Genomic DNA, 26034 nt, shown 5'->3' with positions numbered 1-26034 from the left:
ATGCAAACCTACTGAAAAAAATCTTTTCTTCGGCTATACTCATTCATAAAAAATGAGGAACTTTCTCGAATATAAGATCGTGTCTGATCAGTGCGATAGGTCAACGAATAAATGGTTGGTTTATTGTATAGATGTGCCTATATAATAGTTGAAAATATCAGCCGTAATCTGCTTATCCTTACTATCCGCCAGCTTCATGAATTGAAATTTATCGGTCGGTTTTAAGCGGATTCTTTTTTCTTTACCGACTAGAATATCCACAGGCATGTCAAAACCTTTTGCCTCGGCAATCCAACGATAAGCGATCTGATCTTCAGGCATTCGGATGACTTCCAAAGTTGGTATGCCAGCATGTTGTACATACTGCTCAAATGTTTTTGAAAAATCGATGCCCGACGTTTTGTTGACGTACTGCACAATGTCATTGTAGTCGACTGTTTTATGGTAGAATGTACTATTTAGTCCACGCAGAATTTCGCGCCATTTCGCATCGTCATTGATAATCGTCCGCATCATGTGAAGCATGACGCCACCTTTTGGATACATATCGCCAGAGCCTTCTTTGTTTACATTGTACGGACCTTGAATAGGTGCATCGTTTGAAATACCTCTACGGTTGCCATGTACATATGCTCCGCTGGCTTCTTTGCCATGAAAGTAATCGATAAACAACGCTTCGGAATAATTGGTGAAGCTTTCGTGAATCCACATGTCTGCGAGATCTTTGGAAGTGATATTGTTACCAAACCATTCATGTCCAGATTCATGCACGACGATGAAATCCCATTTTAATCCCCAACCCGTGCCCGAATTATCTCTACCCAAATAGCCATTGCCAAAACGATTGCCGTATGCAATGGCACTTTGATGCTCCATGCCCAAATGCGCTGTTTGTACGATTTTGTATCCATCTTCATAAAAAGGGTAGGGGCCAAACCAATGCTCAAAAGATTCCAAGGTTTCGCGCACATTCTTTTGCAGATGACTCATCTTGTCAGCATCTTCCCGCAATATGTAATAATCCACCGTTAGCGGTCCTTTCTCTCCGTTATAATTCTCGTTCAAGTGCACATAATCTCCAATATTCAAGGCTACGTTGTAGTTGTTGATTGGATTACGCACTTTCCAATGATATTTTGTGTATTTATTCTTCAGTTTTTCAGTTTTCACCAATCGACCATTCGAGACATTCATCACTCCTTGAGGTACGGCGACGGAGATGAGCATGCTATCCACTTCGTCCGACTGATGATCTTTATTTGGCCACCACACACTAGCGCCCAAACCTTGGCAAGCGGTTGCTACCCAAGGTTTGCCGTTGCTATCTTGCTTCCAGTCAAACCCGCCATCCCAGGGCGCGCGCGTAGCTTGAATAGGATTGCCCGAATAATGCACCACAAATGAATCGAGTTTCCCTTTCGGAATCGTATTTGGAAAGGCCACGAAAACAGCATTGTACTCGCGGTCAAAATCTAGTTCTTTGCCTTTGTAAACCACTTTATCCACCGAAAGATTCTCAAATAAATCGAACTGCAAGGTGTCGAAATCATTCAGCGCGGCAAAACGAAATAAATTGGTTCCCGCAATATGCTTGTTTTCAATATCGACGGTCACGTCAAGATGATAATACTGGATATCATAGCAGGTTCTGTATGAAGTCAGTTCACCGCGTAGGGAATCGGCTTTGGTGAATAGCTGTTTGGCTTTCATCAGCTGCGCTGATGCATAAAATGGTGTGGTCAGAACGCTGAAAAGTAGTATCGCGGCAAACTTTTGAATCATGGAAGAATGTGTTTTGTAGTAAATCTACAAAAAATCGCTATGGATCGGTGAATCTTTGAGGTTTGTGCTATTATCAGTAAATAATTGGGTAAATTAGGGTAATCAATTTCTTAACCATGTACAAATACAGCTTGTTTATCTTGATATGGATGCTGTCAGGATTTTCTTCTCTTGCGCAATCGCACCTTTTCTTAAAGGGCAAGGTGAAAAAGGATATTTATCTCGAATTGCCTTTTGAAGTTTTTCATGGCCATATTATTGTGCAGGCAGAAATTCAGGGTGCTATCCATCGCTTTCTTTTTGATACGGGTGCTCCAAATATGATTCGAGGCGAATTTTTATCAACCAAAGTCAAACCTAAATCGCAAAAGATTAGCGATAGCCAAAATCAAAAGGGTAAAATGGCACTTGGAATTATTGATTCGCTTACGTTATGCGGTGTGAATTTTTACGAATATGCTGCACTAGATCACGATTTTTCCGAAAACTTTCCATTCAGCTGTTATGATATTGCTGGATTTATTGGAAGTAATTTGTTTCGTGATCTGATAGTGAAAATTGATTGGAAGGGGCAAAAGCTGATAGTTACGGACGATTTGGCTAAGGTAAATCCTACTACAACGCCCATAAAAATGAAGCTGGTCGGTTCACAACTATTACCTTATATCTCGCTTTCATTGGGTACTGATAAAAAAAGAAATCTGCCGGTATTAGTAGATATTGGATATAATCATCAGCTGATGTTGAACAAGAAAGAGTATGAGAAAAAAGCTCAGAAAGCAGGTTTTTTTAGTCGAGTAATGGAGTTGGAGGGTATTGGGTCAACGGGCATTTATGGGGCTGCGAATAGTCATCAATATGCCGTAACCGCGAATCGTATTGGTATTGGTGCAGTCGATCTAACAAACATGAACATCGCCACATCGAACGGTAGTAGTAAAATCGGAACGAAGTTCTTGGCGTATGGCGATATGATTTTGGATTATAAACACAAGCATTTTTATTTTGAAAGCACTGACAAGATTGTTGATTTGACTACAGAATTGCCAGCTTATACGCCTGGCGTTCGGGATCAGAAAATGGTAATTGGCTTTATCTATCGAGATGATTTGAAATCAATGATGAAGCCTGGTGATCAGATTATTAGTGTGGATGGTGTCGATCTGAGCAAGTTGGAACCGTGCCGCATGCTGGAAGTTTCTCCGCGCGCTAAAGAACGATTGCAGATTTTATCTGATGGAAAGCTGGTAGATATTACGCTGTAGCCATGATAGAAGAACATGACTACAGTTTAATTTGTAATTAGCTAAGCTTTCTTAGTCTTTCGCTGTTCGAAAAACTCCTGAATCGCTTCTAGATTAAATGCATTCAAGCATTTTTCGGCCGATAGGCCACCTTTGCGACCGACCAATACGCCGTATTGCATATCGTGAAATCCTTCCATACGATGCGCATCTGGGTTGATGGATAATAACACGCCTTTTTGTAGCGCATAGCGATGCCAGCGCCAATCCAAATCGAGGCGAAGCGGATTCGCATTGATCTCAATCACTACATGATTGCTGGCACAGGCATCGATCACTTTTTTGTAGTCGATTGGATATCCAGCTCTGGAAAGCAATAATCGACCTGTCGGATGACCCAAGATTGTGGTGTACGGATTTTCAATGGCTTTGATTAATCGTTCGGTTGCTTTTTCTTCCGTCATGCCTAGATTACTGTGTACCGAAGCGACTACAAAGTCAAACTTTGCTAAGATTTCATCTGGATAATCCAAGGAACCATCACCTAAGATATCGGACTCGATACCTTTGAATATTTTAAACGGCGCCAGCTTTTGATTGAGTTGGTCAATTTCTTGCCATTGCTGTTCAATACGTTCTATAGAAAGGCCATTCGCATACACGGCCGTTTTGGAGTGATCACAAATGCCTAGGTATTGCAAGCCCATGTTCTCTTTGCAATAGGTTGCCATTTGCTCTAAGCTATGCACGCCATCTGAGTAGGTGGAGTGATTGTGCAATGTGCCTAAGATGTCCTGATTGCGAATCAAGGTTGGCAAGGCATTATCCGCAGCTAAATCAATTTCATTAAATCCTTCGCGCAATTCTGGTTCTATATACGTCAAGCCGAGCGCTTCGTAAATAGCAGCTTCGTTCGCTAGATTAGGAATGTCTTTGTTTCGTGCTGTCAATAAATCGATATGCTCAGTAGACCCCGTAGTCAACAGCCAGTTTTTGGCAAAAGAATCCGTCGCAGTAGTGAAAATGCGATACGCAATATTGTTGTCATCTTTAAAATGTACGGCTTCGCGGTCGGCGTCAATCTGCAAGATATAATCTTTGCTTTCTAAAGTCGATACCAACACATGTTGCGGGAGATCGATCAATAAATCAATGTATTGCAACACTTCTGCTTTACGACGGTAATCGCCCGTAAAAACAATTTGATTGTCTGGGAAATTTTGTTTCAGTGCTTCTAACACCGCTTCAGCAAAATGCGTCGCTCGCGCATACAATACCCAACCTTTGTTGGCGATCGAGAACTCAATGTTTTTCTTGATTTCTTCCTGCGTTTTCAAGCCAAATCCCTTGGCTTCTACCAATCGGTTTTCATTGCAGGCATAGTACAGTTCACCGATGCTTTCGATGTTTAAATTTTTCCAAACGATCTGAATCTTCTTTGGTCCTAAGCCTTTAATGCTAAGCATTTCTAACACTCCTTCGGGCACTTGCTCCTTTAATTTGTCCAATTCAGGCAGCGTGCCCGATTGGATGATCAGCTTGATTTTTTCGGCCGTGCTGTTTCCTATTCCCGGTTGCTGACTTAGTTCTTCCATGCTAGCCTTCTCGGCAGCAAAAGGAAGCTTGTCAATTTTAAAAGCTGCACTGCTAATGGCTTTGGTGCGAAATGGATTTTCATTGAGGAGTTCCATCAACTGACCATATAGTTTGAAAACCTTTGCGACGCTTTTATTATCCATGGAAATAGGGTGTTGTTTTTGTGTGTTTGAAAGTCAAAGATAGGGAAATATGTGCAATCCTTAATCCCTGTAAATGCCATGTCTTTTCCGCAGCCGCGGCACGAGGCCGCGGCAATCTTTATGCTATACAGTATCGCTGACAAACAAAAATGGTAGTAAGCTATTGCTTACTACCATTTAATAAATATTATCGTTATAAACGAAAGATGCGACGTTTATACTTGCTCCGTATCTTCCGTTACTTTCATTAAAGGATCGGGACGATGATACTTGTGAATAATCAGTCGAATTCCAGAGTTTTTCGTGAAAAACTTAACCGTCCAGTTGATGAACGTAACCAATTGATTGCGGAAGCCAGCGATCGATAGTAAGTGGACAAACATCCACGTACACCAAGCGATAAATCCTTTCAAATGCAACTTGCCCATATCAACTACCGCACGATTACGTCCTACGGTCGCCATAGATCCTTTGTCGAAGTATTTGAAATCTTCGGTGTTATTCTCATTCTTCAAGATGCTCAATATGTGATCAGCCACATACTTACCTTGTTGCTGCGCAACAGGTGCTACACCTGGAAGTCCGTTTGGCGTTTTTTCGGTGACAGTAGCGGCTACATCACCAATGGCATATACACCTGGCATGTCAATGATCTGGCATTGGCCATTTGTTTTAATTCTATTACCGCGCTGAACTAGATCAGGATTGATTCCCTCTGGGAATTGACCTTTCACACCGGCACCCCAGATTACCGTTTTTGTTGGGATCTGATCGCCGTTGGATAAAGTAACCGTCATGCCATCGTATTCTTTTACGACCGTGTTCAAGATCACTTTGACGCCTAATTCCTCTAGATAGCGTTTCGCATCGCGCGAAGATTTGTCAGAAAGTGCTGCTAATACTTCACCCAGCCCTTCCACGAGATACACATTCATCTCATGTTTGGATAATTCTGGGTAATCTTTCTTCAGCATGTGCAATTGTATTTCTGCGATCGCTCCAGAAAGCTCTACACCAGTAGGGCCACCACCAACGACCACGAAATTCATAAAACGCTCACGATCGTCTGCATTTTTGCGCAATACGGCCTCTTCGAGGTTTTGCAATACATAGCTGCGGATATTTTGTGCTTCTTGGATGCTCTTCATGCCTAGAGAATATTTCTCTACGTTGGCATTTCCAAAGAAATTGGATGTAGCACCACTAGCTACCACTAAGTAATCGTAATCAAACTCGCCTACCGAAGTGTGTACTATTTTAGCATCCTTGTCGATACGTAGTACCTCCGCCATGCGAAAGCGGAAATTCGATTGAGACTTGAACATTTTACGTAGCGGAAACGCAATAGAATCGGACGCTAATGTACCCGTAGCTACTTGATAAAGTAGCGGCTGGAACGTATGAAAATTGTTGCGATCGATCAATAAAACTTCAACTTCTTTGTCTTTTAAGCGACGCGCTACTTCTATACCGCCGAAGCCACCTCCGATTACGATGACTCTTGGGAATTTTCTCTCAGATCGATTTAGCAACATAATGATTTCGATGAAATGTAAACCTTAACTATGATTTTTCTGCAAATATCCGACTAATTATCTCATTTCGATAAAGAAAAATGAATTATTACACTTAATACAAACTAGTGATGTCTATTGTTTGTTGTAAAGTATTAAAATAAAGATAGTTACATGGATTACTGCAAATGTGTATAATCTACACTAATAATTGGATTGTATGTCGTCTATAATCGGTAATTAATAAGCTCTTGAGTGTAAAGTGCCGTATACCTGATTGTTATCTCATCTAATCGTCAAGCTTTCTAGAAAACGAGGCACTCGGACGAGTGATTTGCGAGGAGATATCGTAACTTTGTTTGAGATTAGAAAGAGAGGAAACATTTGAAACCATTTCATATAGATAAAATTCGCGCAGATTTTCCAATATTGTGTACACAGGTACACAATAAGCCGCTGGTGTATCTGGATAATGGCGCGACCACCCAAAAACCAATTCAGGTTATACAGGCGATTACGGATTACTATACCAACATGAATAGTAATGTGCATCGTGGCGTGCATCATCTGAGTCAGATATCCACCGACGCTTTTGAAGTGACGCGCCGCAAGGTGCAAGAATTCATTCATGCGGCATATGATCACGAAATCATCATTACCAAAGGCACGACAGAAAGTATCAATATGGTGTCTAATTGCTATGGAAAAGCCTTTGTAAACGAGGGCGATGAAATTATCATTACCGCGATGGAACATCATTCCAACATTGTGCCTTGGCAAATGCTCTGTGAAGAAAAGAAAGCCGTGCTAAAGGTAATTCCGATGTTGGAAAATGGCGAGCTGGATTTGGAAGCTTACCGCACACTGCTGAGCGAGCGGACAAAAATGGTCACTTTCAATTACGTGTCGAATGCGTTGGGCACGATCAATCCTGCAAAGGAAATGATTGCCGAAGCGCATCGTTATGGTGCGGTGGTGTTGGTTGATGCAGCGCAAGCCATTCAGCATATCGCAATAGACGTGCAGGATTTAGATGTGGATTTTTTGGTTTTCTCCGGACATAAAATGTACGGGCCAACAGGCGTAGGTGTGTTGTACGGCAGAGAAGATCTGTTGAACGCTATGCCTCCCTACCAAGGTGGTGGCGACATGATCAAGGAAGTGACGCTAGAAAAAACCACATACAATGAACTGCCTTTCAAGTTCGAAGCCGGTACACCAAATATCGAAGCTGGAATCTGCTTGACGCAAGCCATTGATTACATCAACGACATTGGTTTGGATGCAATTCGAGCGCACGAAGAAGAATTGGTAGAATACGCCACTATCGAATTAGGCAAAATAGAAGGGATGCGATTTATCGGTACTGCCAAGGAAAAAAGTTCTGTGGTTTCTTTCTTAATTGATGGTACGCATCCTTATGATGTGGGTGTGTTATTGGACAAAATGGGTATTGCCGTGCGTACGGGACATCATTGTGCGCAGCCAATTATGGATTATTATGGTATTCCAGGCACCATTCGTGCCAGCTTTGCACTATACAATAGTAAAGAGGATGTGGATGCGTTGGTAAAAGGTGTGACACGCGCCGCAAATATGTTACGATAAGATTACAACATGACGATCAACGAAAAACAAGATGAATTAATAGAAGACTTTGCTTTCTATGAAGATTGGATGGAAAAATATGAATACATCATCCAGTTGGGCAAGGAACTTCCGCTCATCGACGAAAAATATAAGACCGAAGACTACATTATCAAAGGTTGCCAATCCAAAGTTTGGCTGCACCCTGATATGAATGAGCAAGGCAAGGTAGATTTTGCGGCCGATAGCGATGCGATTATTACCAAAGGTTTAGTAAGCTTAATGGTGAAAGTATTGTCGGGCCATACACCAAAAGAGATTGCCGACGCCGATTTATATTTCATCGATCAAATCGGGTTGAAAGACCATCTTTCTCCGACTAGAGCTAACGGTTTGCTGGCTATGGTCAAGCAAATGAAGCTGTATGCTATTGCATTACAGATGAAATAATAGTACATTCGAGAAAGCATCTACTCATTATGGAAAGAAAATCTTTTTTAAAAGGCGTGAGCGCCACCGTGTTGTCGGGCGCAGTATTGGCCGCATGTGGTTCTCCAGCAGCACAATCTTCTGAAGGTTCGGTAGCGTGGGGCGAAGGTACCATCGTACATTCGGTCTACTTCTGGTTGCGCACCGATCTTACGGATCAAGAAAAAGAAGAATTTCCACAATTTTTTGAAGCGTTGAAGAAAGTTCCAGGCTTTACGGCCTGTCGTGTAGCGACGCCAGCACCCACTACACCTCGTGAAGTGGTAGATAATTCGTTCTCCTATCACTGGATTGCCGTGTTCCCTTCTATGGACGAAGTCAATATCTACGAAAAGCATCCTGATCACTTAGCGGCTGCTGAAAAATTCTCAAAGTACTGGACTCGAGTCGAAGTGCGCGATTCTATCGCTTAATCGACGGCATCCACGATCGTGTGAAAGGCAATTACTTCTTGTCCAAAGAATAATTTAGCCTTTTCACCAAAGTCTGCCGGATCATCTGTGGTGTAAAAACTATAAGCACTGCCTCGTTGGCATTGCGCTTCTACTTCGGGATGTCTTTCCAGATAATCGACCAAACTATCGGCTACTAAATCCCCTTGCGGAACTAGTTTGATATGTTTTGGTGTGTGCGCTTGAATCGTAGGGAGCAATAAAGGATAATGCGTGCAGGCAAGCAAGATGGTGTCGATCTCGGGGGATTGACTCAATAAAGCTTCCACGTCTTCTTTCACGAAGAAATGCGTGCCTTCACTATCCAAATCATTGTTTTCTACTAAGGGCACCCACACTGGACAAGCATGCTGATGTACCACAATCTGCGGATGAAAACGTTGAATTTCGATTTTGTAAGATTCTGATCGTACCGTGCCTTGTGTGGCTAAAATGCCGACATGCCCTGTTTTGGTATATTGGTCAATGATCTCCGTGGTCGGACGAATCACGCCTAATACTTTTTTGCCTGGCGGAAGATCATTTTGCTGAATGCTGCGCAATGCTTTCGCTGATGCCGTGTTGCAAGCCACAATCACTAAGGGACAGCCCATCTCGAAGAGCTTGAACACACATTCTTTGGTGTATTGGTATACGGTCTCGAAAGATCGGTTACCATAAGGTACGCGTGCATTGTCACCCAAATAGATATAGTCATATTGTGGCAAGCGCTCGCAAATGGATTTGAAAACGGTCAATCCGCCAAATCCAGAGTCAAAAATTCCGATAGGTCCGTGATTCATCTTTTGCATAGTTACACATAATTCTCGAAATCCGCGATTTCGTTGGTTGTAATTTCATTGGGCGCATTCACTTGACACTTGGCTGTCAGGTATTCTGACAATTATACCCTAAATTTGAAGCAGTTTTTCATAACGAATCGTCGTCATACATGCATAAATTTCAAATCTCTCAGATCATCCGTCAACCCAATGATAATATCACGATAACTTTTGATGATGTTAATAAGGATTTTCCACCTTACTTGGCAGGACAGTTTCTGACGCTGATATTTGATTTCAATGGCCGACAAGTTCGACGTTCGTATTCGTTTAGTTCTTCACCGGTAGTCGATGAACCGATGGCGATTACGGTGAAGCGAGTAGATAATGGGGAGATTTCGAGATTATTGCATCACCGCACTGCAGTCGGAGATACGATAGAGGTAATGGCCGCACAAGGTTTGTTGGCGTACAAGCCCCAAGCAGATGTACCCAAAACGCTTTTCTTATTTGCGGCAGGAGTGGGCGTCACGCCGTTGTTTTCTATTCTAAAAACAGCTTTGGTGGCTGAGCCAGATACGAAAGTGGTCTTAGTATACAGCAATGGCTCGTCGGAGAGAACGCTCTTTTGGAATGAGCTCCGCGAATGGCAAGCCAAATATCCTGATCGTCTGCACATAGAGTGGATCTTTTCGAATTCTAAAAACTTATTGACGGCTCGTTTGAATCGCGAATATATTATTCGCTTGGTACAGCAATTCGACGATCCAGCAAAAGAAACGGCTATTTACCTGTGTGGGCCTGTGTTTTACATGGATCTTTGTCGGTTTACCCTGTTGGGAATGGGTTTTCCTGACGAAGATATTCACAAGGAAACATTTTTCTTTCCAGAAGAAGAAGCGGATGATGATGAGCACGAAGAGGAAGAAGTAGATACCAATACCTATCAGGTGGTCTTGAAATTTCAAGGTCAAAGTTATGATCTCGCAATTCCTTATAATAAAACCATCTTGGATGTAGGACTTGAACAAAAGATCAAGCTGCCGTATTCCTGCAAATCGGGTATGTGCAGTACTTGTATATCGCAAGTGCATGCCGGATCGGTGCGCATGACCTACAACGAAGTATTGACCGATCGGGAAGTGGACAATGGCCGTTGCTTGATCTGCACGTCGCATCCTGTGGAAGATGGCGTGGTGGTAGAGGTATTGTAATAAATTGAAGAAGATCTAGCTTATAAAAAGTGCCAAGAAAGCAAAAGCCTCGACGAAAGTCGGGGCTTTTGCATTTTTGAATGCTGCTCAAGAACTTAATCTGATTTTTTTAAGAGAGGATTGTATTATTTATTAAGAATGTAAATATCTCATTAATTAATTACAATATATATCTCAGCGTAAACATTCGTTAATTGCTGATCTCATGGCGAAACTAATAGAGTGTATACTTATATAAATAGCTGCATGAGTAAATTATAACTAATCGCTTTGATGTGTAATTTTAATGTATATTAAATTTATATTTTATATTTTTATTTACTATATTTCTTTTTAATTATATTTAATTATTAAAAAAATTTAACTTAAATAAATGCGATCATTCCCAAATGACAGACAGTTGGATATAATGGATTGCGGTCCGGCGTGTCTAAAAATGATTGCTAAGTTCTATGGAAAATTTTATTCACTTCAGTATTTAAGAGATAGGTGCGGCAGTACGAGAGAAGGAGTTTCATTTTTAGATCTCAGTCATGCAGCAGAAAGCATAGGTTTGAGAACATTATCTATCAAGTGTTTGATTGATGATTTAATTTTAAAAGTTCCATTACCAGCTATAATTCACTGGGATAATAGTCATTTTGTTGTTGTATATAAAATTCTGCCAAAAAAGCAGATGTTAAATAGCGTTGTCTATATATCAGATCCCGCAAAAGGGTTTTTGAAATATAATGTTTCAGACTTTATTGAGAAATGGTATAATAAAAATGAAGGAAGAGGTGCACTAATAGCTTTGGAACCTCAAGGTGATTTCTACCAAAGGGAAGTATCAGAGAAAATAGAACGTAAAAAGACTTTAGAAAACTTCTTATCCTATTTTAAACCTTACAAAAAAAGTTTCACCAACCTTCTTGTGATAATGTTGCTAGTAACCATACTGCAAGCATTTCTTCCATTTATTTCTAAGGCCGTTATCGATGTCGGAATACAGATAAATGATCTAGACTTCATCAACATAGTTTTAGTGGCTAATATCGCGATTATTTTTAGTGTTTTACTTTCGAATGTTGTGCGCGATTGGATTCTGCTACATATTACATCTAGAGTCAACATTGCTTTAATTTCAGACTACTTGATAAAGTTGATGCAATTACCTATTACCTTTTTCGAAAACAAAATGGCAGGAGATATCATACAAAGAGCGAATGATCATGAACGAATCAGGAGTTTTATTATGAATAATTCTCTAAACATGATATTTTCTACCATAACCTTTGTTGTGTTTGGTGTAATTCTTTTGATTTATAATGATACTATATTTCTCATTTTCCTCTTGGGAAGTATCCTCTATGTATGCTGGGTACTTGCTTTTTTAGGTCTAAGAAAGAAATTGGATTGGGAGTACTTTGAACTTGTTTCTAAAAATCAAAGTTATTGGCTGGAAACTATTAGCAGTATACAAGATATTAAGATAAACAATTACGAAAAGCAGAAACGGTGGAAATGGGAAGATATACAAGCAAGACTGTATAAGGTAAATTTGCGAGTTTTAAATGTCACCAACTCCCAAAACTCGGGAGGACAATTTATAGATTCGTTAAAAAACCTATTGATTACTTTTTATTGCGCTAAAGCTGTTATTGCTGGAGAAATTACTTTCGGAGTCATGATTTCAACCCAATTCATTATCGGAATGCTAAATGGACCAGTAACGCAATTTATTCAGTTTATTATATCTTTTCAGTTTGCGCAGATTAGTTTTCTTCGCTTAAATGAAATTCATCAAATGTCCGATGAACACGACGAAGTTGGTAGTAATCATGTGAGCTTACCAGATAGGAAAGACTTATTGGTACTTAATGTCGCATTTAAATATAGTTCAAACTCAAATTTGGTCTTAAAGGGTGTAAATATGATAATTCCTGAGGGAAAAGTTACTGCTATTGTAGGAGATAGTGGTAGTGGTAAATCTACATTGTTAAAACTTTTACTTCGTTTGTATAAACCATCGTATGGGGAAGTTATGATTGGAAACATGAATGTAAATAATATCAGTTTAAAGCAATGGCGAGAAAAGTGTGGGGCAGTTATGCAGGATGGAAAAATCTTCAACGACACTATCCTGAATAATATTGTATTAGATGATGAATTTGTTGATTACGAGCTACTTAAAAAAGCGGTAAGTACTGCCAATATTGCTCTGGAAATTGAGCGACTTCCATTAGGATATCAAACAATGATGGGAGAGCAGGGGAGAGGATTAAGCGGAGGACAAAAGCAACGCGTCTTGATTGCTAGAGCATTATATAAAGATCCTGATTACTTGTTTTTTGACGAGGCAACTAACGCTTTAGATATGGTGAATGAACAAAAAATTGTAGATGCTTTAGATGAAGTATTTAAAGGAAAGACAGTAGTTATAGTTGCTCATCGGTTAAGTACGATCATGAAGGCTGATCAAATAATAGTAATGCAGGATGGCACTATCGTTGAAACGGGGAATCACGAAAGTCTTATGTCAAGGAAGGGCAGGTACTTGACATTAGTACAAGCACAGTACGATTTAAAAGAGTCATCTGAAAACAGTAATCCGATGTAAATGGATAATTCCGAAGAAAAATTAAATGATGTTTACGGGAGAACCGAGCATGTACAAGAGATCATTACAAGGATTCCGACCACTTTTGGACTATATGTCACAGGTGTAGTAATGTTCGTCCTAACGTTGCTTTTATTTTTTGGTTGGGTTGTAAGATATCCTGACGTCATTGTTGGGGAAATTGTAATTAATTCGAATGTCTCCCCTATAAAGTTAGTGGCTGAAGTTAATGGACGGCTGAATCTTACTTTGTTTGAATCTTCCGACAAAGTATTAGAAGGGGAGATGCTTGCGTACCTGAGGAATGCTGCAAATCCCAAAAATGTGTACTTCATTGATAGTTTATTGAAGCGTTACAACCCATTTGGTGAGGATATTCTAAACTTAAAAAAAGCAATGCCGCAAAATTTTTCAATTGGGGAATTAAACGAGAAGTATTTTATTTTTTTAAATTCATTAGAAGAGTTTAAAAATTATAGAGAAGGAAGGCTTCTTGATAAACAACATGCGGCCCTCAATCGAGCTCTAGTAGAGCAGGAAGAGGTAATTCGTGTCGCTCAAAATCGGTTAGATATGGGTTCCAATTCTTTGGAACATGCACTAAGGATTTATACAAGAGATTCTCTGTTGTTTTTAAAAAAAGTGATAAGTGAATCTGAATTGGATAATAGTAAGGTCTCGTATAATAATAGCAGAGAGAGTTACCAAAATAATTTGAATAATTTGATAAATGCAAGACAGCAATCCATGCTGACAAAAGGCAAAATTGAAGAGATTGAAGTACAAAATCCTGAGAAAGAACAGGAGATTAGATCGTATGTCATAGCTAGTTATAATAAATTGTTAGATGAGATTAAATTATGGGAACAAAAGTATGTTTTCAAGGCTCCATTTGACGGACAAGTACAGTTTTTGAAATTTTGGAACAATAATCAATTTATACAAGCCGGCGAAGAGATTTTTACGGTTATTCCAAAGGATAATCAATTAGTGGGAGAGGTGATGTTACCGAATAAAGGAGCTGGAAAGATAGCAATAGGTCAAGAAGTCATCGTGAAATTAGACGATTACCCTTATAATGAGTACGGCGCAATCAAAGGTGTTGTCAAAGCGATATCGTTAACTACGAATGTCGTCAGAACCACGCAAGGTGAGATTAATAATTATCTCGTTGCGGTGTCTTTTCCAGAACAGCTGAAAACAAACTATGGATCGGTTTTAAACTTTAAATACGAGGCAAAAGGGATAGCAGAAATCATTACTAATGATAGAAGATTGATAGAAAGATTGTTTGACAACTTAAAATATAGAACAAACTAACTGGTTTAATTAGTTTAGAATATACAAGAAGTCAATAGTAGTCACATAGAATGGCAAGTAAATATTGTGCATAGATCTTACTATATTTTGAAGTAATGACATTAAATTCAGCAAGATTTCGATCTAATAGGGCTTTATTATAATCTATAGCAGATGCTACACCGAGTTCATACCTAGCGGCCATAGCATTTAGTGCTGTTTCTAGGCTTTCAAATCTTTTTTGAGACACTAAATGTTCTTGATGAGATCTTTGCATCTCTTGGAGCGCCAGCCTATAAATCTTTTCTTGTTCAACCTCTACTTTTTGTAATTCCTCGGTCTGAATTAAAAATTGTAAATGTGCTCTCTTCTTTGCACTTTTCACTCTGAAGCCATCGAAAATAGGTGCAGATAAAGAAACGCCTAGATTTAGTGATTCATTTTGCCCTATTTGATCCAAAAGCGACATATACCTTCCGGTTGTGAAGTCCCGTCTCTCAGATGAATAATTTGTACCATATCCTCCTGAAAATGATAGTGAAGGTAAGTATCTGTTTTTTGCCATTGCTTTTTCCAGTATGGCCTTTTTCAGTTGAGCATTGGCTTGCGCTATCTCAGGGGTTTGAGCGATAGACAAAAAAAGCGTTGTTTCGGTGCTCAGCATATCATCTTGGGAGACAAATTCTTGTGGTATTATTAATTGAATACTGTCTGTATATGGCATGTTGATTAGTTGTTTGAGGTTAACCAAAGCTTCTTGCTTATTGTTTTTACTCGTCAATACATTGTATTCATCTATCGCTACTTGGCTTTCTGCCAAAGAGACATCTACAAGCGTTTTGCTCCCTAAGGCTAGCTGTTCCTTTTGTGTCACTAATTGTTCTTGAGAAAATCTCAATTGACTTAGACTGGATGAATGTAGTGCTTGGTTTATGGTAGCATTAAAGAAGAACTGCAGCATTTGTAATTTTAGGGCACGGTTTAACACACGTGTTTGCGCGTGATTCTCTTGCAGGGTCAAGACCGTTGTGCGTATTTGATCGCGTAAAGCAAATCCTTGGAACAATACAACCTGAGTGCCTAAATTAGCATTTGCCGAGTTTGTCCAGCGATTGCCAGTAATCAGCTGTCCTGAGATTTGGTCAAATGTCAAACCATAAATGTAATTATGGTTTGCTCCTAGTGATATTATTGGTAGTAAGGCATTTTTTGCATCCTTCACGTCTTGGTGAGATAGCGACGTTTTGTATTGCATCTGTCGAATTTCAATATTGTTTTCCTCCAACAAGCGTATAGCGTCATTTAGCGTGATAGTCTGTTGTGCGAATAGTGGTGATAGAAAAAGAAATAGACATGCTAAAGATAACCACTGCATTTTACCATACTTTACCATGATGTGTTATGCTAATGATATATGAAAACTGGAGAATATCACGTAATAAACGTTATAGATTAATCGATACATAATGCCTATTTACAAATTCATCTCATTAAAAAATAGAGCTTGTTGCATCGAACTAATGATCTAGAGTTTTCATCTACCAAACAATTGTTTGATTCCGAATATGATTACCGGATACGTTACAATAATAAACACTAATATCGGAGCAAGAATTTTATCTCTCTTTGTAGGTGTGTATTCATAGTATGGACTTGTACCATCTTTCTTCGATATTTTCATTTTTTTTACAAATAGATACGACAACATCCACCAGAACAATGTCGAAAAGAAAATAAAAAAGGGTACTTTATCTAAATGTCCGTACCCTTCTGTAAAAGCAAATAGATTAATTGTTTGGCTCAATATACCAAGCAAGTCCAATAATCCTACAAACAGACAAAATAGAAGCAGAATTAGCATTGTAATGGTACTGAGCCAGGGTAACTCTTTCCTTGCGTGAAAATTGGAGAATGCTACATAAAAAATTTTGTATATATTTTGCATCTAATATTTGATAAATACCATTTCAATCAATTTGAAAAGTATAGCAGAAAAAATTAACAAAAAAATAAAAATCCATATCAAAAGCCTTTCATGTCTTGTGGGAGTAAATTCATAATATGGACTACTTCCATCTATCTTAGGGATTTTCATTTTTCTAAATAGAATATAGTGAAAAAGTAGCCAGTAAGATATTAATATACATATGTTTATTATCATGTTCGATACTTTTTGTGGTAATTCTGGGAGAGAAAATAAATCTCTCAGAGGGTAATAAAGATCGGTTATTACAGCAATTCCAAGTGTAAAAGAAGCAGTACAAAGAGATATATAAAAGACCGCAGGAACCCATGGGAAATCTATTTTTTGATTGTAAAAATTGGAGAATATAACATAATAGAGCTTATAGATTAATCTATACATAACCTTGTTTACTAAAGATATTTGTGCATGAAGCCAAGTAATGATACATGGTGTTCAATGCATCTAATATTTGATAAAAACCATTTCAATGATTATTAAGGGGAGAGCAGAGAAAATCAACGAAGAAATAAATATCCATATCAACAACCTTTCTTTTCTTGTAGGATTAAACTCATAATATGGACTACTTCCATCTTTCTTGGAAATTTTCAATTTTTTAAATAGTATGTAATATAGCAATAACCAATAAAAGCCTAATACGCAGATACTGAATATGAAGTTCGATAATCTTCGTGGTAATTTTGGAAAAGCAAATAAATCTCTCAAAGGATCATATAGATTAGTTATCACAGCAAATCCAGTAATAAAAGAAGCAGTTCCAATAACCATATAAACCATCGCGAGAATCCATGGAAAATCTACTTTTTGATTTTGAAAATTTGAGAAAATCACATAATAGATTTTATAGATTAATTTCATAACAACTATCGTGGTAACTGGTTTCCTCCATTATTTTGAGCTTTTTGATAGGCTTCATAGAGCTCCCATGCTGATAATGCGAGTCCCATTCCAATACCCACTGGTGAAGTCACTGGGATAGCAGTTAAAATAAGTGCAACTCCGCCTAATATCACTTGACCCCCATCCTGCCAGTTTGGGTTATCTCTATATTCAACGATGTTAAAATAGATTCCAGCACCTCCTAGTATTCCTCCCGCAGCAGTTAAACCGGGAATGCTTTTTATTCCAGCAATCGCACGATTAACTTCTGCATGGCTGGCGGCGGCACCTAACGCAGTAAAGACATTACTAATTGACTGCATAATATCATAGGCGTTATTATTAGTAATTCCGATTACTACAACCTCTTCTATTGTTCCGCCATCATATGTTTTCTCATTTGGTTGTGGACTACCAGGTCCAGTACCGCCGCCACCTGGACTTCCGCCGCCGCCATCAAAGTCAGGAGGCTTAGGTAGTACCACCATGCCAGGCGAACCATTACCAGTTGAGTTTGGTCCATAGATCTCCACTTCCTGTATATCTATAGTTCCACCCTTGATAGCGATTTTTGTCTTATCGTCTAATTCAGAAAATAGAAGAGACAGGTTGTCTATGTTTTTGATTCTAGCTGTTGTTCTCATATCAGTTATAAGATTAGTCAGTTAAATTTATAAAAAAATATTTAATGTAGATAATATATTTCTTTAAAATTTAATAAGTTAAACTTTATAGTTGTTTATGGACTATCTACCAGAAGTATCCTCCAAAGCAAAAGCCCCGACTTTCGTCGAGGCTTTTGAATATTAGAAGGAAACGATATCGAACTACTTCACTTCTTTCATCATCTCTTCTACAGCAGTTTTCAGCTGTGGATCTTCGCCATTTAAGAAAGCTTCATACGGAAGTGGAACACGGATATCCGGTTTTACTTGCATATTTTCTGTCGTGCGACCTTCTTTGCCAATTGTTCCGATCATTGGGATACCGAACACGATGGTCGGATCGATTTGTGATTCCCACCACACGGCCGTTCCGGTTCCCGGTACTGGCATGCCGACCAATTTACCTAATCCATTCTGTTTGTAGATGTATGGGAAAATGTGCGCATCGCTGTAATTTCCTTCGCTCATCACGACGATAGAAGGTTTGTTCCAACGAGAGGCCGGTTCACCACCTTTTACGATGTTGCCTTGCGGAGCAAATTGCAGGTATTGTTTGCCACTTAAGAAGGTATTGAGATCATCGTGCAACCAACCACCACCATTGAAGCGCGTATCGACTACTAATGCTTTTTTATCGGCATTTTCGCCCATGGCGCGCTCGTACAATTCGCGGAAGCTACCATCGTTCATCCCTTCAATATGCACGTAGCCAATCTGTCCATTACTGATTTTATCTACATACGCTTGGCGAGATTTGATCCAACGTTTGTACATCAATCCATTTTCTTCGCCTTGCGAAATTGGCTTGATGTTTTCCGAGAAATCAGCTCCGTTAGCGGTTTTTCCGCTAATATGTACATATTGTCCCGCTTTGCGGTTGAATTGTTTTGCCCAATCTTCATTTGCTTTCAGCGGTTTGCCATCAATCTCGGTGATCGTACTACCTTTGTCGATTTTGCTGTTCGCTTTATCCAAAGGACCGCCCGCGAGCACTTCCGTAACGCGTAATCCATCACCCGTATAGAGCTCATCGTATAACAATCCCAAGCTTGGCGTAATATCGGGATTAGACGGTCGTGGAGAGTAGCGACCACCTGTATGCGATGCATTCAGCTCACCCAACAACTCGCTCAACAATTCTTGAAAATCATAATTGTTGTTGATATGTGGTAAGAAACGAGCGTAGGTATTTTTATAACCTTTCCAATCGATGCCATGCAGCTTTGGGTCGTAAAATTTCTTCTCCACTTGTAGCCAGGCGTGGTGAAACATGTATTCCCGCTCGGCCGCAGCATCGAGGCTGATTTCGCTCTTGCTGCTGATTGGAGTAACCTTTCCACTCTCGGCATCTACTTTTACTAAGCTACCACGGTTGGTCATGAATAAGCTCTTGCCGTCTTTGCTAATTTCTAATCCACTTGGTGATCCACCCAACTTCGCCAAGATTTTAGTTTCGCGCGTGCGCGGTTCGGTTACCCAAAGATCATAACCTTTTTCGAAGGCTGCTAAGTAGAACAGCTTGCTGAGATCCTTGTTCATCACGTAATCGCTAATCGATGAACTGTTGATCGTAAGACGTACCGTTCTGTCGCGCAGGTTTTCAATGTTCGGAACGAATTCTGGCGCCGGAGTTTTTTTCTTGGTTGAATCTTGTTTCTCTCTTTCTTCCAGCAATTTAAATTCATCCTTGTTCAGCTGAAAGCGATCGTAAGCTTCCTGATCGAAAAAAGCTGCGAATACATCCACTTCCCGACTACCTTGAAAGGCTAATGATTTACGACCGTAGCGGCTACTTTCCCAGGTCATGATTTTGCCGTCTTGCGACCATTTGGCTCCGCCATCACCAAAACCACTGAGTATCGGATGACGCAATTCTCCGGTGCCATCAGCTTTTACCAAGGCAGTATTGCCGCTCAAAAAGAAACCACGCTGATCATCCACAAACAACCAACGGCTATCTGGACTCCACTCGAATCCCCAATCGCCATCGGCGTAGGAGTGATTGCGTCCTTCGGGAAGTAATGTAATCGCTTTGCCACCGGCCGCAGGCATCACTTTCAAGATGTTGCGGTCTTCGATGAAAGCTATGGATTTGCCATCTGGCGAATATTTAGGCGCAAAGTTATTGTGGCTGTTAACCAGTATGGGAGATTCTTTCAATAAGCTGGCGTTGAAGAAATACGGTTCATTCGCTTTCGCAATCTCCGTTTTGTAGATGCCCCAACCGGTGCTATCTCTTTCGGCTGCGTAGATCAGTGTTTTGCTGTCAGGCGACCAATCGAGCATACGCTCTTGACCGGCCGTTTCCGTAATGCGCTTGGTAAAATCACCTTCTACACTGGTCACAAACAGCTCACCGCGAGTAATGTAGGCAATTTGCTTGCCATCAGGGCTCAATTTAAATTCTCTGGTATCGCCGCTCAAAGGCAGGTTTTTGACATCCGGCAAGCCAGAATCGGTATTGATCCGAACGCTGATTTTATTCGGCGTACCACCTTCCGCCAGCGTATAGATAGCACCATCTTGCGTAAATGCCAAGGTGTTGTTTTTGGAAATGCTCAAGTGACGTACTGGATTTTTGGTGAAGCGTGTCAGCTGTGTATTGCTGCCTTGTAATCCTTTTTTGTACACGTTGAGCGTACCATCTTTTTCCGAAAGGTAAAATACTGATTGGCCATCTTGTGCGAATACGGGTTCGCGATGCTCAATCTCTTCGTTTGTCAATGCCAAATAATTCTTTTTCGCTAAATCGTAGATCCAGATATCGCGCGTAACGGAAGAGGTATGATGCTTGCGCCACGCATCTTCGTATCCTTTACGATCTTGAAATACCAATTGCTTGCCATTCGGACTCAGCTTGGCGTGATCCATGCCAGCAGCCGAGACTAACTTAGCGCGCCCACCATTCGTCGGAACTTGATACACATTTTGAAACAAACGGATGCTCGGAAAGCGCACACTGGCTGCTGGCGCTTGGCGCGCACTGCCAAAATATACCGATGCATTATCTGCTGTAAAATCATACGGATAATCATCCGCGCTATTATAGGTCAAACGAGTGGCTTGACCGCCATTGGCCGGCATGACAAAAACATCAAAATTACCATGACGATTATTAGCAAAAGCAATGGATTGGCCATCGCGACTCCAGATGGGCATCATGCTATGGGATTCGCCAACGGTAAGTGGTGTGGCATCTCCGCCGGTAGCAGCGACTTTGTACAAGTTGCCTTTATAACCGAATACAATGGAAGTGCCGTCTGGCGAAATGCTGGGATAACGAAGCCACAAGGCTTCTTGCGCAGAAAGCAGGATAGGAACCAAGAGGCAGGCCGTCACCAAGAGCTTTCGCATAGAAAAGTAGTTGTGCATATACGTTAGTTAATAAGTGTTATACACAAAAATACATTTTCTAATAGAAATGCCATGTCACAGTATTATAGTGAATTGACTAGGTAATTCGCTACCGCGGTAATTTTTCAGGCCGACGCATATGGTAGGATGTAGCGGTTATTGCATGCATGAAAGATTCTATAGCCGCGATTTCCGTCTTGGTAAGGTTTAGCTTTTGCATCAAAGGATCGGTAACTGGATAAAGTGGATCTGCTGCTTTTTGGGCTGCAGTTGCCGAATTCATCTGCATGCCGCTATTGTAGATGTTGATCAGCCCAGTGATATTAAAAAACATACCATTGTGCATCCAAGGCCCAGTGTTCATCACGTCACGCAACGATGGTGTGCGAAACTTGCCCACATCTTCAGCTTTGCCTGTGACATGATAGCGCCCAAGGTCTTCGAATTTGCGCTTGTAGTAGGTCAGGCCGATATTATGGAAATCTTCATCCGTTAGGAATTGTCCATTGTGGCAAATCGTTAAAAAAACTGTAGAGTCAATGAGTCGCTCTGAAGATTTAAATTTCACATTTATGTTAGTTTTTATATTTTTAATTAGTCTTAATTAATAAATTTATGTACATTCGTTCGAATCAAAACATAAAAAAACTCTATGAAAAAACAATTCTATCTTTTGTTACTACTGCCTTTGGCATTTTTTTTATCTTGTGAGAAGGGTTCTGTAGAACAACCTGCCGATTTACAAGTGCAACAAGATACTGTCATCACTCTTATTCCAGGCGGGATAATTAAGAGAACTAACGGCAAAGCTCATGTTTTCTTTAATAATCAATCTTCTTCTTTAACTGGTCCAACTTATATTATTAGGCCAATGGAATATATTTTTGATCAGCAAGCAACTGCAAGCTGCAATGGAATGTTGTGGCTTGAGGAAGGCTATACTTATATGGAATTAGAGGAGCCAGATGATCATTCTGAAAATCTACATGTTCATTATTATAGTCAATATGGTCAATTGGAGGTTGTTGATGTATCAGGATCTGAGATTACTATAGTTGGGGCGACGCCTCCTATACAAAAATATTTGGATTGTTGGTGTGAATACGATCCAATTGAGGTTGTGAAAAAACTAAATTAGTGCTGTATATTTCTGAAATGCTTAACGCTTTTCTTTGAGAGAAGTGGTGATTAAAAAAACAATAATGAAATGCGTTTAAGTTGTTACTTGTGCGCATTTTTCTTTTTTTGAATTATTAGGATAGATTTAATCGTGAAAAAAATAATCGTCAAAAATATCGTTTTCACCGATTATTACTATTATCAAGCGCATTATTGGGGAGCACAACTAAAAGGCGAATATATTGGTCGCTTTTTTGGGAATAATGACTTAGGATTCTTTGCGGCAGTAGACTATCGTAAAGCGAAAGATCCTTTGTTGCGCGCGGATCTAGATCCGACTTTTGTACCGCAAGGAAGCCGCTGGCAAGCGCAGATCGGTGTGCGCATGTATATCAATGAGGTACGCACAACGGGAAAATAATACGGTTTTCCGCTTTCTTGCTTTACTGCTGAACTGACGATGTTCTCTCTTCGACAATTTCCGGCAACTTTGGTGTATTTCGTAATAAGATATATCCCGCGGTACCCGAGATCAACGAAGCGATTAGGATCGCAAATTTGGCCTCGGCAATCATCGCTGGATCTCCAAAGGAGAGCAAGGCAATAAATATGGCCATGGTAAAACCAACACCAGCGAGTAATCCCACACCGATAATATGTTGCCAAGAAGCGCCAGTGGGAAGCACGCCTAATTTGATTTTCGTGACAGTTTTTGACATCAGGAATATACCAACGGGTTTACCAATCAATAGGCCAAGGATAATACCCAAACCCAAAGGCGAAGTGAGTCCATCGAGCATCACGGGTGTAAAGGTAATCGCGGTATTAGCTAGCGCGAAAAGGGGAACGATCAAAAAATTGACCGGTGTTAATAAAGCATGCTCTAAGCGTTCCAGCGGAGATTCCTGACCATTTATAGAGCGTATAGGAATAGTGAACGCCGTCAATACACCAGCAATCGTAGCGTGAATACCCGAATGATGAATAAAATACCAAACAAATAGACCGGGAATCAGATAAAAGAAGAGTGATCGAATGCCCAGTTTGTTAAAAATCAACATCAAACCAAATATGCCTAATGCGTAAGCGAGGTATACAAACTCTAAGTTGTTAGAATAGAAGATCGCGATCACCAGAATCGCAATCAGATCGTCGACAATAGCCAATGCCGCCAGAAAAACTTTTAGCGATGCGGGAACGCGATCGCCCAACATCGCCAATAGCGCTAATGCAAACGCAATATCCGTCGCCATCGGAATTCCCCATCCACTAACCGTGTCTTGGCCGCTATTGATAAAAAAGTAAATCAGCGCCGGAACGATAGCGCCACCGAATGCACACAAGATCGGCAAAGCCGCTTGCTTGGGCGAAGACAAGCCACCGTTCACCAGTTCCCGCTTGATTTCTAGCCCCACAAGCAAAAAGAAAATCGCCATCAAACCATCATTAATCCACAGCTCCGTGCTATATCGCAAGTGTATCTGCTCAGTTTCGAAACCGATAGTTGTATGCAATAGCTGATGGAAGGATTCCGCCAGAGGCGAATTCGCAATAATCAGGGCAATGATCACGCAGGAAAATAGAATGATACCCGCAGCTGATGCGGATTGGAAAAATTGACGAATGAAAGTCTGCATGTGTGACTAGATACAGTGGTTTACTTAGATAAATATACGAAATTCCCGCAGGATTTTGGTGTAATATTATTAACTATTTCTCAATATCCTTGAGGTTATCCATTCTCTTATATTCTAAGAATCCCTTGATGTCCTCAAAATGTTCACGCACGCGCTTATTGCCAAATTCAAATACTTTTTTCGCTAGACCGTCCAAGAAATCGCGGTCATGTGATACCAAAATCAACGTGCCATCAAAATCCTGCAACGCATCTTTGATGATGTCTTTGGTTTTCATGTCCAGATGGTTGGTCGGCTCATCGAGGATTAACACATTAACCGGTTCTAATAACAATTTGATCATCGCCAAACGCGTTTTCTCACCACCGGAAAGCACTTTCACCTTTTTCGTGGTATCATCCCCGCTAAACATAAATGCACCCAATAGATCCTTGATTTTCACACGCACATCGCCCACAGCAATCTGGTCGATCGTTTCGAAAACCGTCATTTCCTGATCCAATAATGCCGCCTGATTCTGCGCGAAATATCCGATCTTGACATTGTGCCCTACTTTTAGCGATCCTTCAAAATCGATCTCGCCCATGATTGCCTTGATCATCGTCGACTTGCCTTCGCCATTTTTACCAACGAATGCTACTTTCTCTCCTTGTTCGATCACCATAGAAGCTTTCTCAAATACCGTATGGTCGCCGTATCGTTTGGTCAACTCTTCAACCATCACCGGATATTTGCCTGAACGTGGAGCAGGAGGGAATTTCAATCGTAAAGCGGAAGTATCTACTTCATCTACCTCAATAATCTCCAGCTTTTCCAACATCTTCACGCGCGATTGCACCTGTAATGTCTTTGAATAGGTGCCTCTGAAGCGATCAATAAACTCCTGATTATCGGCAATGAAGCGCTGCTGCTCTTCGTAGGCTTTTAGCTGATGTTGGCGTCGCTCTTTGCGTAATTCTAAGTAATGGCTGTAAGTCGCTTTGTAGTCATAAATGCGACCCATTGTCACCTCGATGGTACGATTGGTAATATTATCGACAAATGCACGGTCATGGGAAATCACGACCACCGCTTTGGCGGAATTAATCAAGAAATCTTCCAACCATTGAATACTCTCAATATCCATGTGGTTGGTCGGCTCATCGAGCAAAATTAGATCTGGTTTTTTGAGTAGGATTTTGGCCAACTCGATGCGCATCCGCCATCCGCCGGAAAACTCCGATGTTTGTCGCGTAAAATCGGTTCGCTCAAAACCCAAACCTTTCAACACCTTCTCTACTTCCGCATCGTAATTGGTTTCTTCCAACGAATAAAAACGTTCGCTCAACTCCGAAACCTGCTCGATCAGCTCCATATACGAATCACTTTCGTAATCCGTCCGCACCGTCAACTGTTCATTCAGTTCCTCCAACTGCGATTGCATCTGATATACTTCATCAAATGCTTTGGAAGTTTCCTCAAACACGCTCACATTATCTTGCGTCAGAAGATGCTGCGGTAAGTAAGCGATCACGGCTTCTTTCGGAGCCGAAATGTTACCGGTAGAAGGCTTTCCTGCTCCCGCAATGATTTTTAATAAGGTGGACTTGCCAGCGCCATTTTTGCCCATGAGGGCAATCTTATCATTTTCATTGATCGAAAAAGATACGTCGCTAAAAAGGGTGGTTCCGCCGAAGGAAACCGAGATATTATTTACGCTAATCACTGTATTTG

At 40.5% G+C, this 26034-nt stretch carries 19 protein-coding genes; 9 read left to right on the top strand and 10 right to left on the bottom strand.

All coding sequences use genetic code 11. The features are described 5' to 3' along the window. Positions 1–120 precede the first annotated feature (120 nt). Complete coding sequence (locus tag GKO22_RS10260; protein ID WP_166334719.1) at positions 121–1782, bottom strand: M1 family metallopeptidase; 1662 nt, start codon at positions 1780–1782, stop codon at positions 121–123. Positions 1783–1898: 116 nt separating this feature from the next. On the opposite strand from GKO22_RS10260, the gene GKO22_RS10255 reads away from it, so the two are divergent. Next, on the top strand, positions 1899–3047 hold the full coding sequence (locus GKO22_RS10255; protein WP_166334718.1) for a pepsin/retropepsin-like aspartic protease family protein: 1149 nt from the start codon (positions 1899–1901) through the stop codon (positions 3045–3047). A gap of 41 nt (positions 3048–3088) precedes the next feature. Here the strand turns inward: GKO22_RS10255 and GKO22_RS10250 are convergent, their stop codons facing one another. Both GKO22_RS10250 and GKO22_RS10245 read right to left on the bottom strand, forming a co-directional pair. Beyond that, positions 3089–4765 (bottom strand): DNA polymerase/3'-5' exonuclease PolX, encoded by a 1677-nt coding sequence (locus GKO22_RS10250; protein ID WP_166334716.1) that lies wholly within the window; start codon positions 4763–4765, stop codon positions 3089–3091. Positions 4766–4980: 215 nt separating this feature from the next. Then, the gene (locus GKO22_RS10245) at positions 4981–6300 is read right to left on the bottom strand and encodes an NAD(P)/FAD-dependent oxidoreductase (protein WP_166334714.1); all 1320 of its coding nucleotides are present in this window, start codon (positions 6298–6300) and stop codon (positions 4981–4983) included. A gap of 363 nt (positions 6301–6663) precedes the next feature. On the opposite strand from GKO22_RS10245, the gene GKO22_RS10240 reads away from it, so the two are divergent. The 3 genes from GKO22_RS10240 to GKO22_RS10230 are packed head-to-tail and all read left to right on the top strand — an operon-like array spanning position 6664 to position 8768. Continuing rightward, the gene (locus GKO22_RS10240) at positions 6664–7887 is read left to right on the top strand and encodes an aminotransferase class V-fold PLP-dependent enzyme (protein ID WP_166334712.1); all 1224 of its coding nucleotides are present in this window, start codon (positions 6664–6666) and stop codon (positions 7885–7887) included. A 9-nt stretch (positions 7888–7896) separates the two neighbouring features. Further along, on the top strand, positions 7897–8316 hold the full coding sequence (locus GKO22_RS10235) for a SufE family protein (protein ID WP_166334710.1): 420 nt from the start codon (positions 7897–7899) through the stop codon (positions 8314–8316). 29 nt (positions 8317–8345) lie between these two features. Continuing rightward, entirely contained in the window at positions 8346–8768 is a 423-nt protein-coding gene (locus tag GKO22_RS10230; RefSeq protein WP_166334708.1) for a Dabb family protein, read from the top strand. Here the strand turns inward: GKO22_RS10230 and murI are convergent. Then, entirely contained in the window at positions 8765–9589 is an 825-nt protein-coding gene (gene murI / locus GKO22_RS10225; protein WP_206367879.1) for a glutamate racemase, read from the bottom strand. The two genes, GKO22_RS10230 and murI, sit on opposite strands and share 4 nt — an antisense overlap. Positions 9590–9738: 149 nt before the next feature. Between murI and GKO22_RS10220 the strand changes: the two genes are divergently transcribed. From GKO22_RS10220 to GKO22_RS10210, 3 genes are all read left to right on the top strand, one after another. Further along, entirely contained in the window at positions 9739–10782 is a 1044-nt protein-coding gene (locus tag GKO22_RS10220) for a ferredoxin--NADP reductase (protein ID WP_166334704.1), read from the top strand. Positions 10783–11155: 373 nt separating this feature from the next. Next, positions 11156–13381, top strand: a complete 2226-nt coding sequence (locus GKO22_RS10215; protein WP_166334702.1) for a peptidase domain-containing ABC transporter — start codon at positions 11156–11158, stop codon at positions 13379–13381. Continuing rightward, complete coding sequence (locus GKO22_RS10210) at positions 13382–14701, top strand: HlyD family secretion protein (protein ID WP_166334700.1); 1320 nt, start codon at positions 13382–13384, stop codon at positions 14699–14701. Positions 14702–14732: 31 nt separating this feature from the next. On the opposite strand, the gene GKO22_RS10205 is transcribed toward GKO22_RS10210, so the two are convergent. The 4 genes from GKO22_RS10205 to GKO22_RS10190 form a co-directional block, all read right to left on the bottom strand. Continuing rightward, positions 14733–16055, bottom strand: a complete 1323-nt coding sequence (locus GKO22_RS10205; RefSeq protein ID WP_166334699.1) for a TolC family protein — start codon at positions 16053–16055, stop codon at positions 14733–14735. A gap of 1475 nt (positions 16056–17530) precedes the next feature. After that, positions 17531–18190, bottom strand: a complete 660-nt coding sequence (locus tag GKO22_RS10200; RefSeq protein WP_166334697.1) for a hypothetical protein — start codon at positions 18188–18190, stop codon at positions 17531–17533. A gap of 183 nt (positions 18191–18373) precedes the next feature. Continuing rightward, the gene (locus GKO22_RS10195; protein WP_166334695.1) at positions 18374–21565 is read right to left on the bottom strand and encodes a S41 family peptidase; all 3192 of its coding nucleotides are present in this window, start codon (positions 21563–21565) and stop codon (positions 18374–18376) included. A 109-nt stretch (positions 21566–21674) separates the two neighbouring features. After that, positions 21675–22133 (bottom strand): cytochrome-c peroxidase, encoded by a 459-nt coding sequence (locus tag GKO22_RS10190; protein WP_240920242.1) that lies wholly within the window; start codon positions 22131–22133, stop codon positions 21675–21677. Between the two features lie 84 nt (positions 22134–22217). Between GKO22_RS10190 and GKO22_RS10185 the strand changes: the two genes are divergently transcribed. Further along, a complete protein-coding gene (locus GKO22_RS10185; protein WP_166334693.1) occupies positions 22218–22703 on the top strand; it encodes a hypothetical protein in 486 nt (161 codons plus the stop codon). A gap of 132 nt (positions 22704–22835) precedes the next feature. Beyond that, positions 22836–23105: a DUF6850 family outer membrane beta-barrel protein gene (locus GKO22_RS10180; protein WP_166334691.1), complete on the top strand. Its 270-nt coding sequence runs from the start codon at positions 22836–22838 to the stop codon at positions 23103–23105. Between the two features lie 22 nt (positions 23106–23127). Here GKO22_RS10180 and nhaA read toward each other — a convergent pair whose 3' ends face one another. Next, a complete protein-coding gene (gene nhaA, locus GKO22_RS10175) occupies positions 23128–24321 on the bottom strand; it encodes a Na+/H+ antiporter NhaA (protein WP_166334689.1) in 1194 nt (397 codons plus the stop codon). 73 nt (positions 24322–24394) lie between these two features. Beyond that, positions 24395–26026 carry an ABC-F family ATP-binding cassette domain-containing protein gene (locus GKO22_RS10170; RefSeq protein ID WP_166334687.1) on the bottom strand — a complete coding sequence of 544 codons (1632 nt, stop codon included), beginning with the start codon at positions 26024–26026 and terminating at the stop codon, positions 24395–24397. Positions 26027–26034: the final 8 nt, after the last annotated feature.

It is taken from the genome of Sphingobacterium chungjuense (assembly GCF_011316935.1).
GTDB lineage: Bacteria > Bacteroidota > Bacteroidia > Sphingobacteriales > Sphingobacteriaceae > Sphingobacterium > Sphingobacterium chungjuense.
The sequence above is the reverse complement of the archived record's forward strand: the minus strand, read 5'-3'. Positions and strand labels throughout refer to the sequence as shown.

Bases quoted from the DNA above. Each gene is read 5' to 3' on its own strand.
- GKO22_RS10195 (WP_166334695.1), bottom strand. From the start codon at position 21,565: ATGCGAAAGCTCTTGGTGACGGCCTGCCTCTTGGTTCCTATCCTGCTT.
- GKO22_RS10200 (WP_166334697.1), bottom strand. From the start codon at position 18,190: ATGAGAACAACAGCTAGAATCAAAAACATAGACAACCTGTCTCTTCTA.
- GKO22_RS10235 (WP_166334710.1), top strand. From the start codon at position 7,897: ATGACGATCAACGAAAAACAAGATGAATTAATAGAAGACTTTGCTTTC.
- nhaA (WP_166334689.1), bottom strand. From the start codon at position 24,321: ATGCAGACTTTCATTCGTCAATTTTTCCAATCCGCATCAGCTGCGGGT.
- GKO22_RS10245 (WP_166334714.1), bottom strand. From the start codon at position 6,300: ATGTTGCTAAATCGATCTGAGAGAAAATTCCCAAGAGTCATCGTAATC.
- GKO22_RS10250 (WP_166334716.1), bottom strand. From the start codon at position 4,765: ATGGATAATAAAAGCGTCGCAAAGGTTTTCAAACTATATGGTCAGTTG.
- GKO22_RS10185 (WP_166334693.1), top strand. From the start codon at position 22,218: ATGAAAAAACAATTCTATCTTTTGTTACTACTGCCTTTGGCATTTTTT.
- murI (WP_206367879.1), bottom strand. From the start codon at position 9,589: ATGAATCACGGACCTATCGGAATTTTTGACTCTGGATTTGGCGGATTG.
- GKO22_RS10210 (WP_166334700.1), top strand. From the start codon at position 13,382: ATGGATAATTCCGAAGAAAAATTAAATGATGTTTACGGGAGAACCGAG.
- GKO22_RS10255 (WP_166334718.1), top strand. From the start codon at position 1,899: ATGTACAAATACAGCTTGTTTATCTTGATATGGATGCTGTCAGGATTT.
- GKO22_RS10230 (WP_166334708.1), top strand. From the start codon at position 8,346: ATGGAAAGAAAATCTTTTTTAAAAGGCGTGAGCGCCACCGTGTTGTCG.
- GKO22_RS10215 (WP_166334702.1), top strand. From the start codon at position 11,156: ATGCGATCATTCCCAAATGACAGACAGTTGGATATAATGGATTGCGGT.
- GKO22_RS10220 (WP_166334704.1), top strand. From the start codon at position 9,739: ATGCATAAATTTCAAATCTCTCAGATCATCCGTCAACCCAATGATAAT.
- GKO22_RS10260 (WP_166334719.1), bottom strand. From the start codon at position 1,782: ATGATTCAAAAGTTTGCCGCGATACTACTTTTCAGCGTTCTGACCACA.
- GKO22_RS10205 (WP_166334699.1), bottom strand. From the start codon at position 16,055: ATGCAGTGGTTATCTTTAGCATGTCTATTTCTTTTTCTATCACCACTA.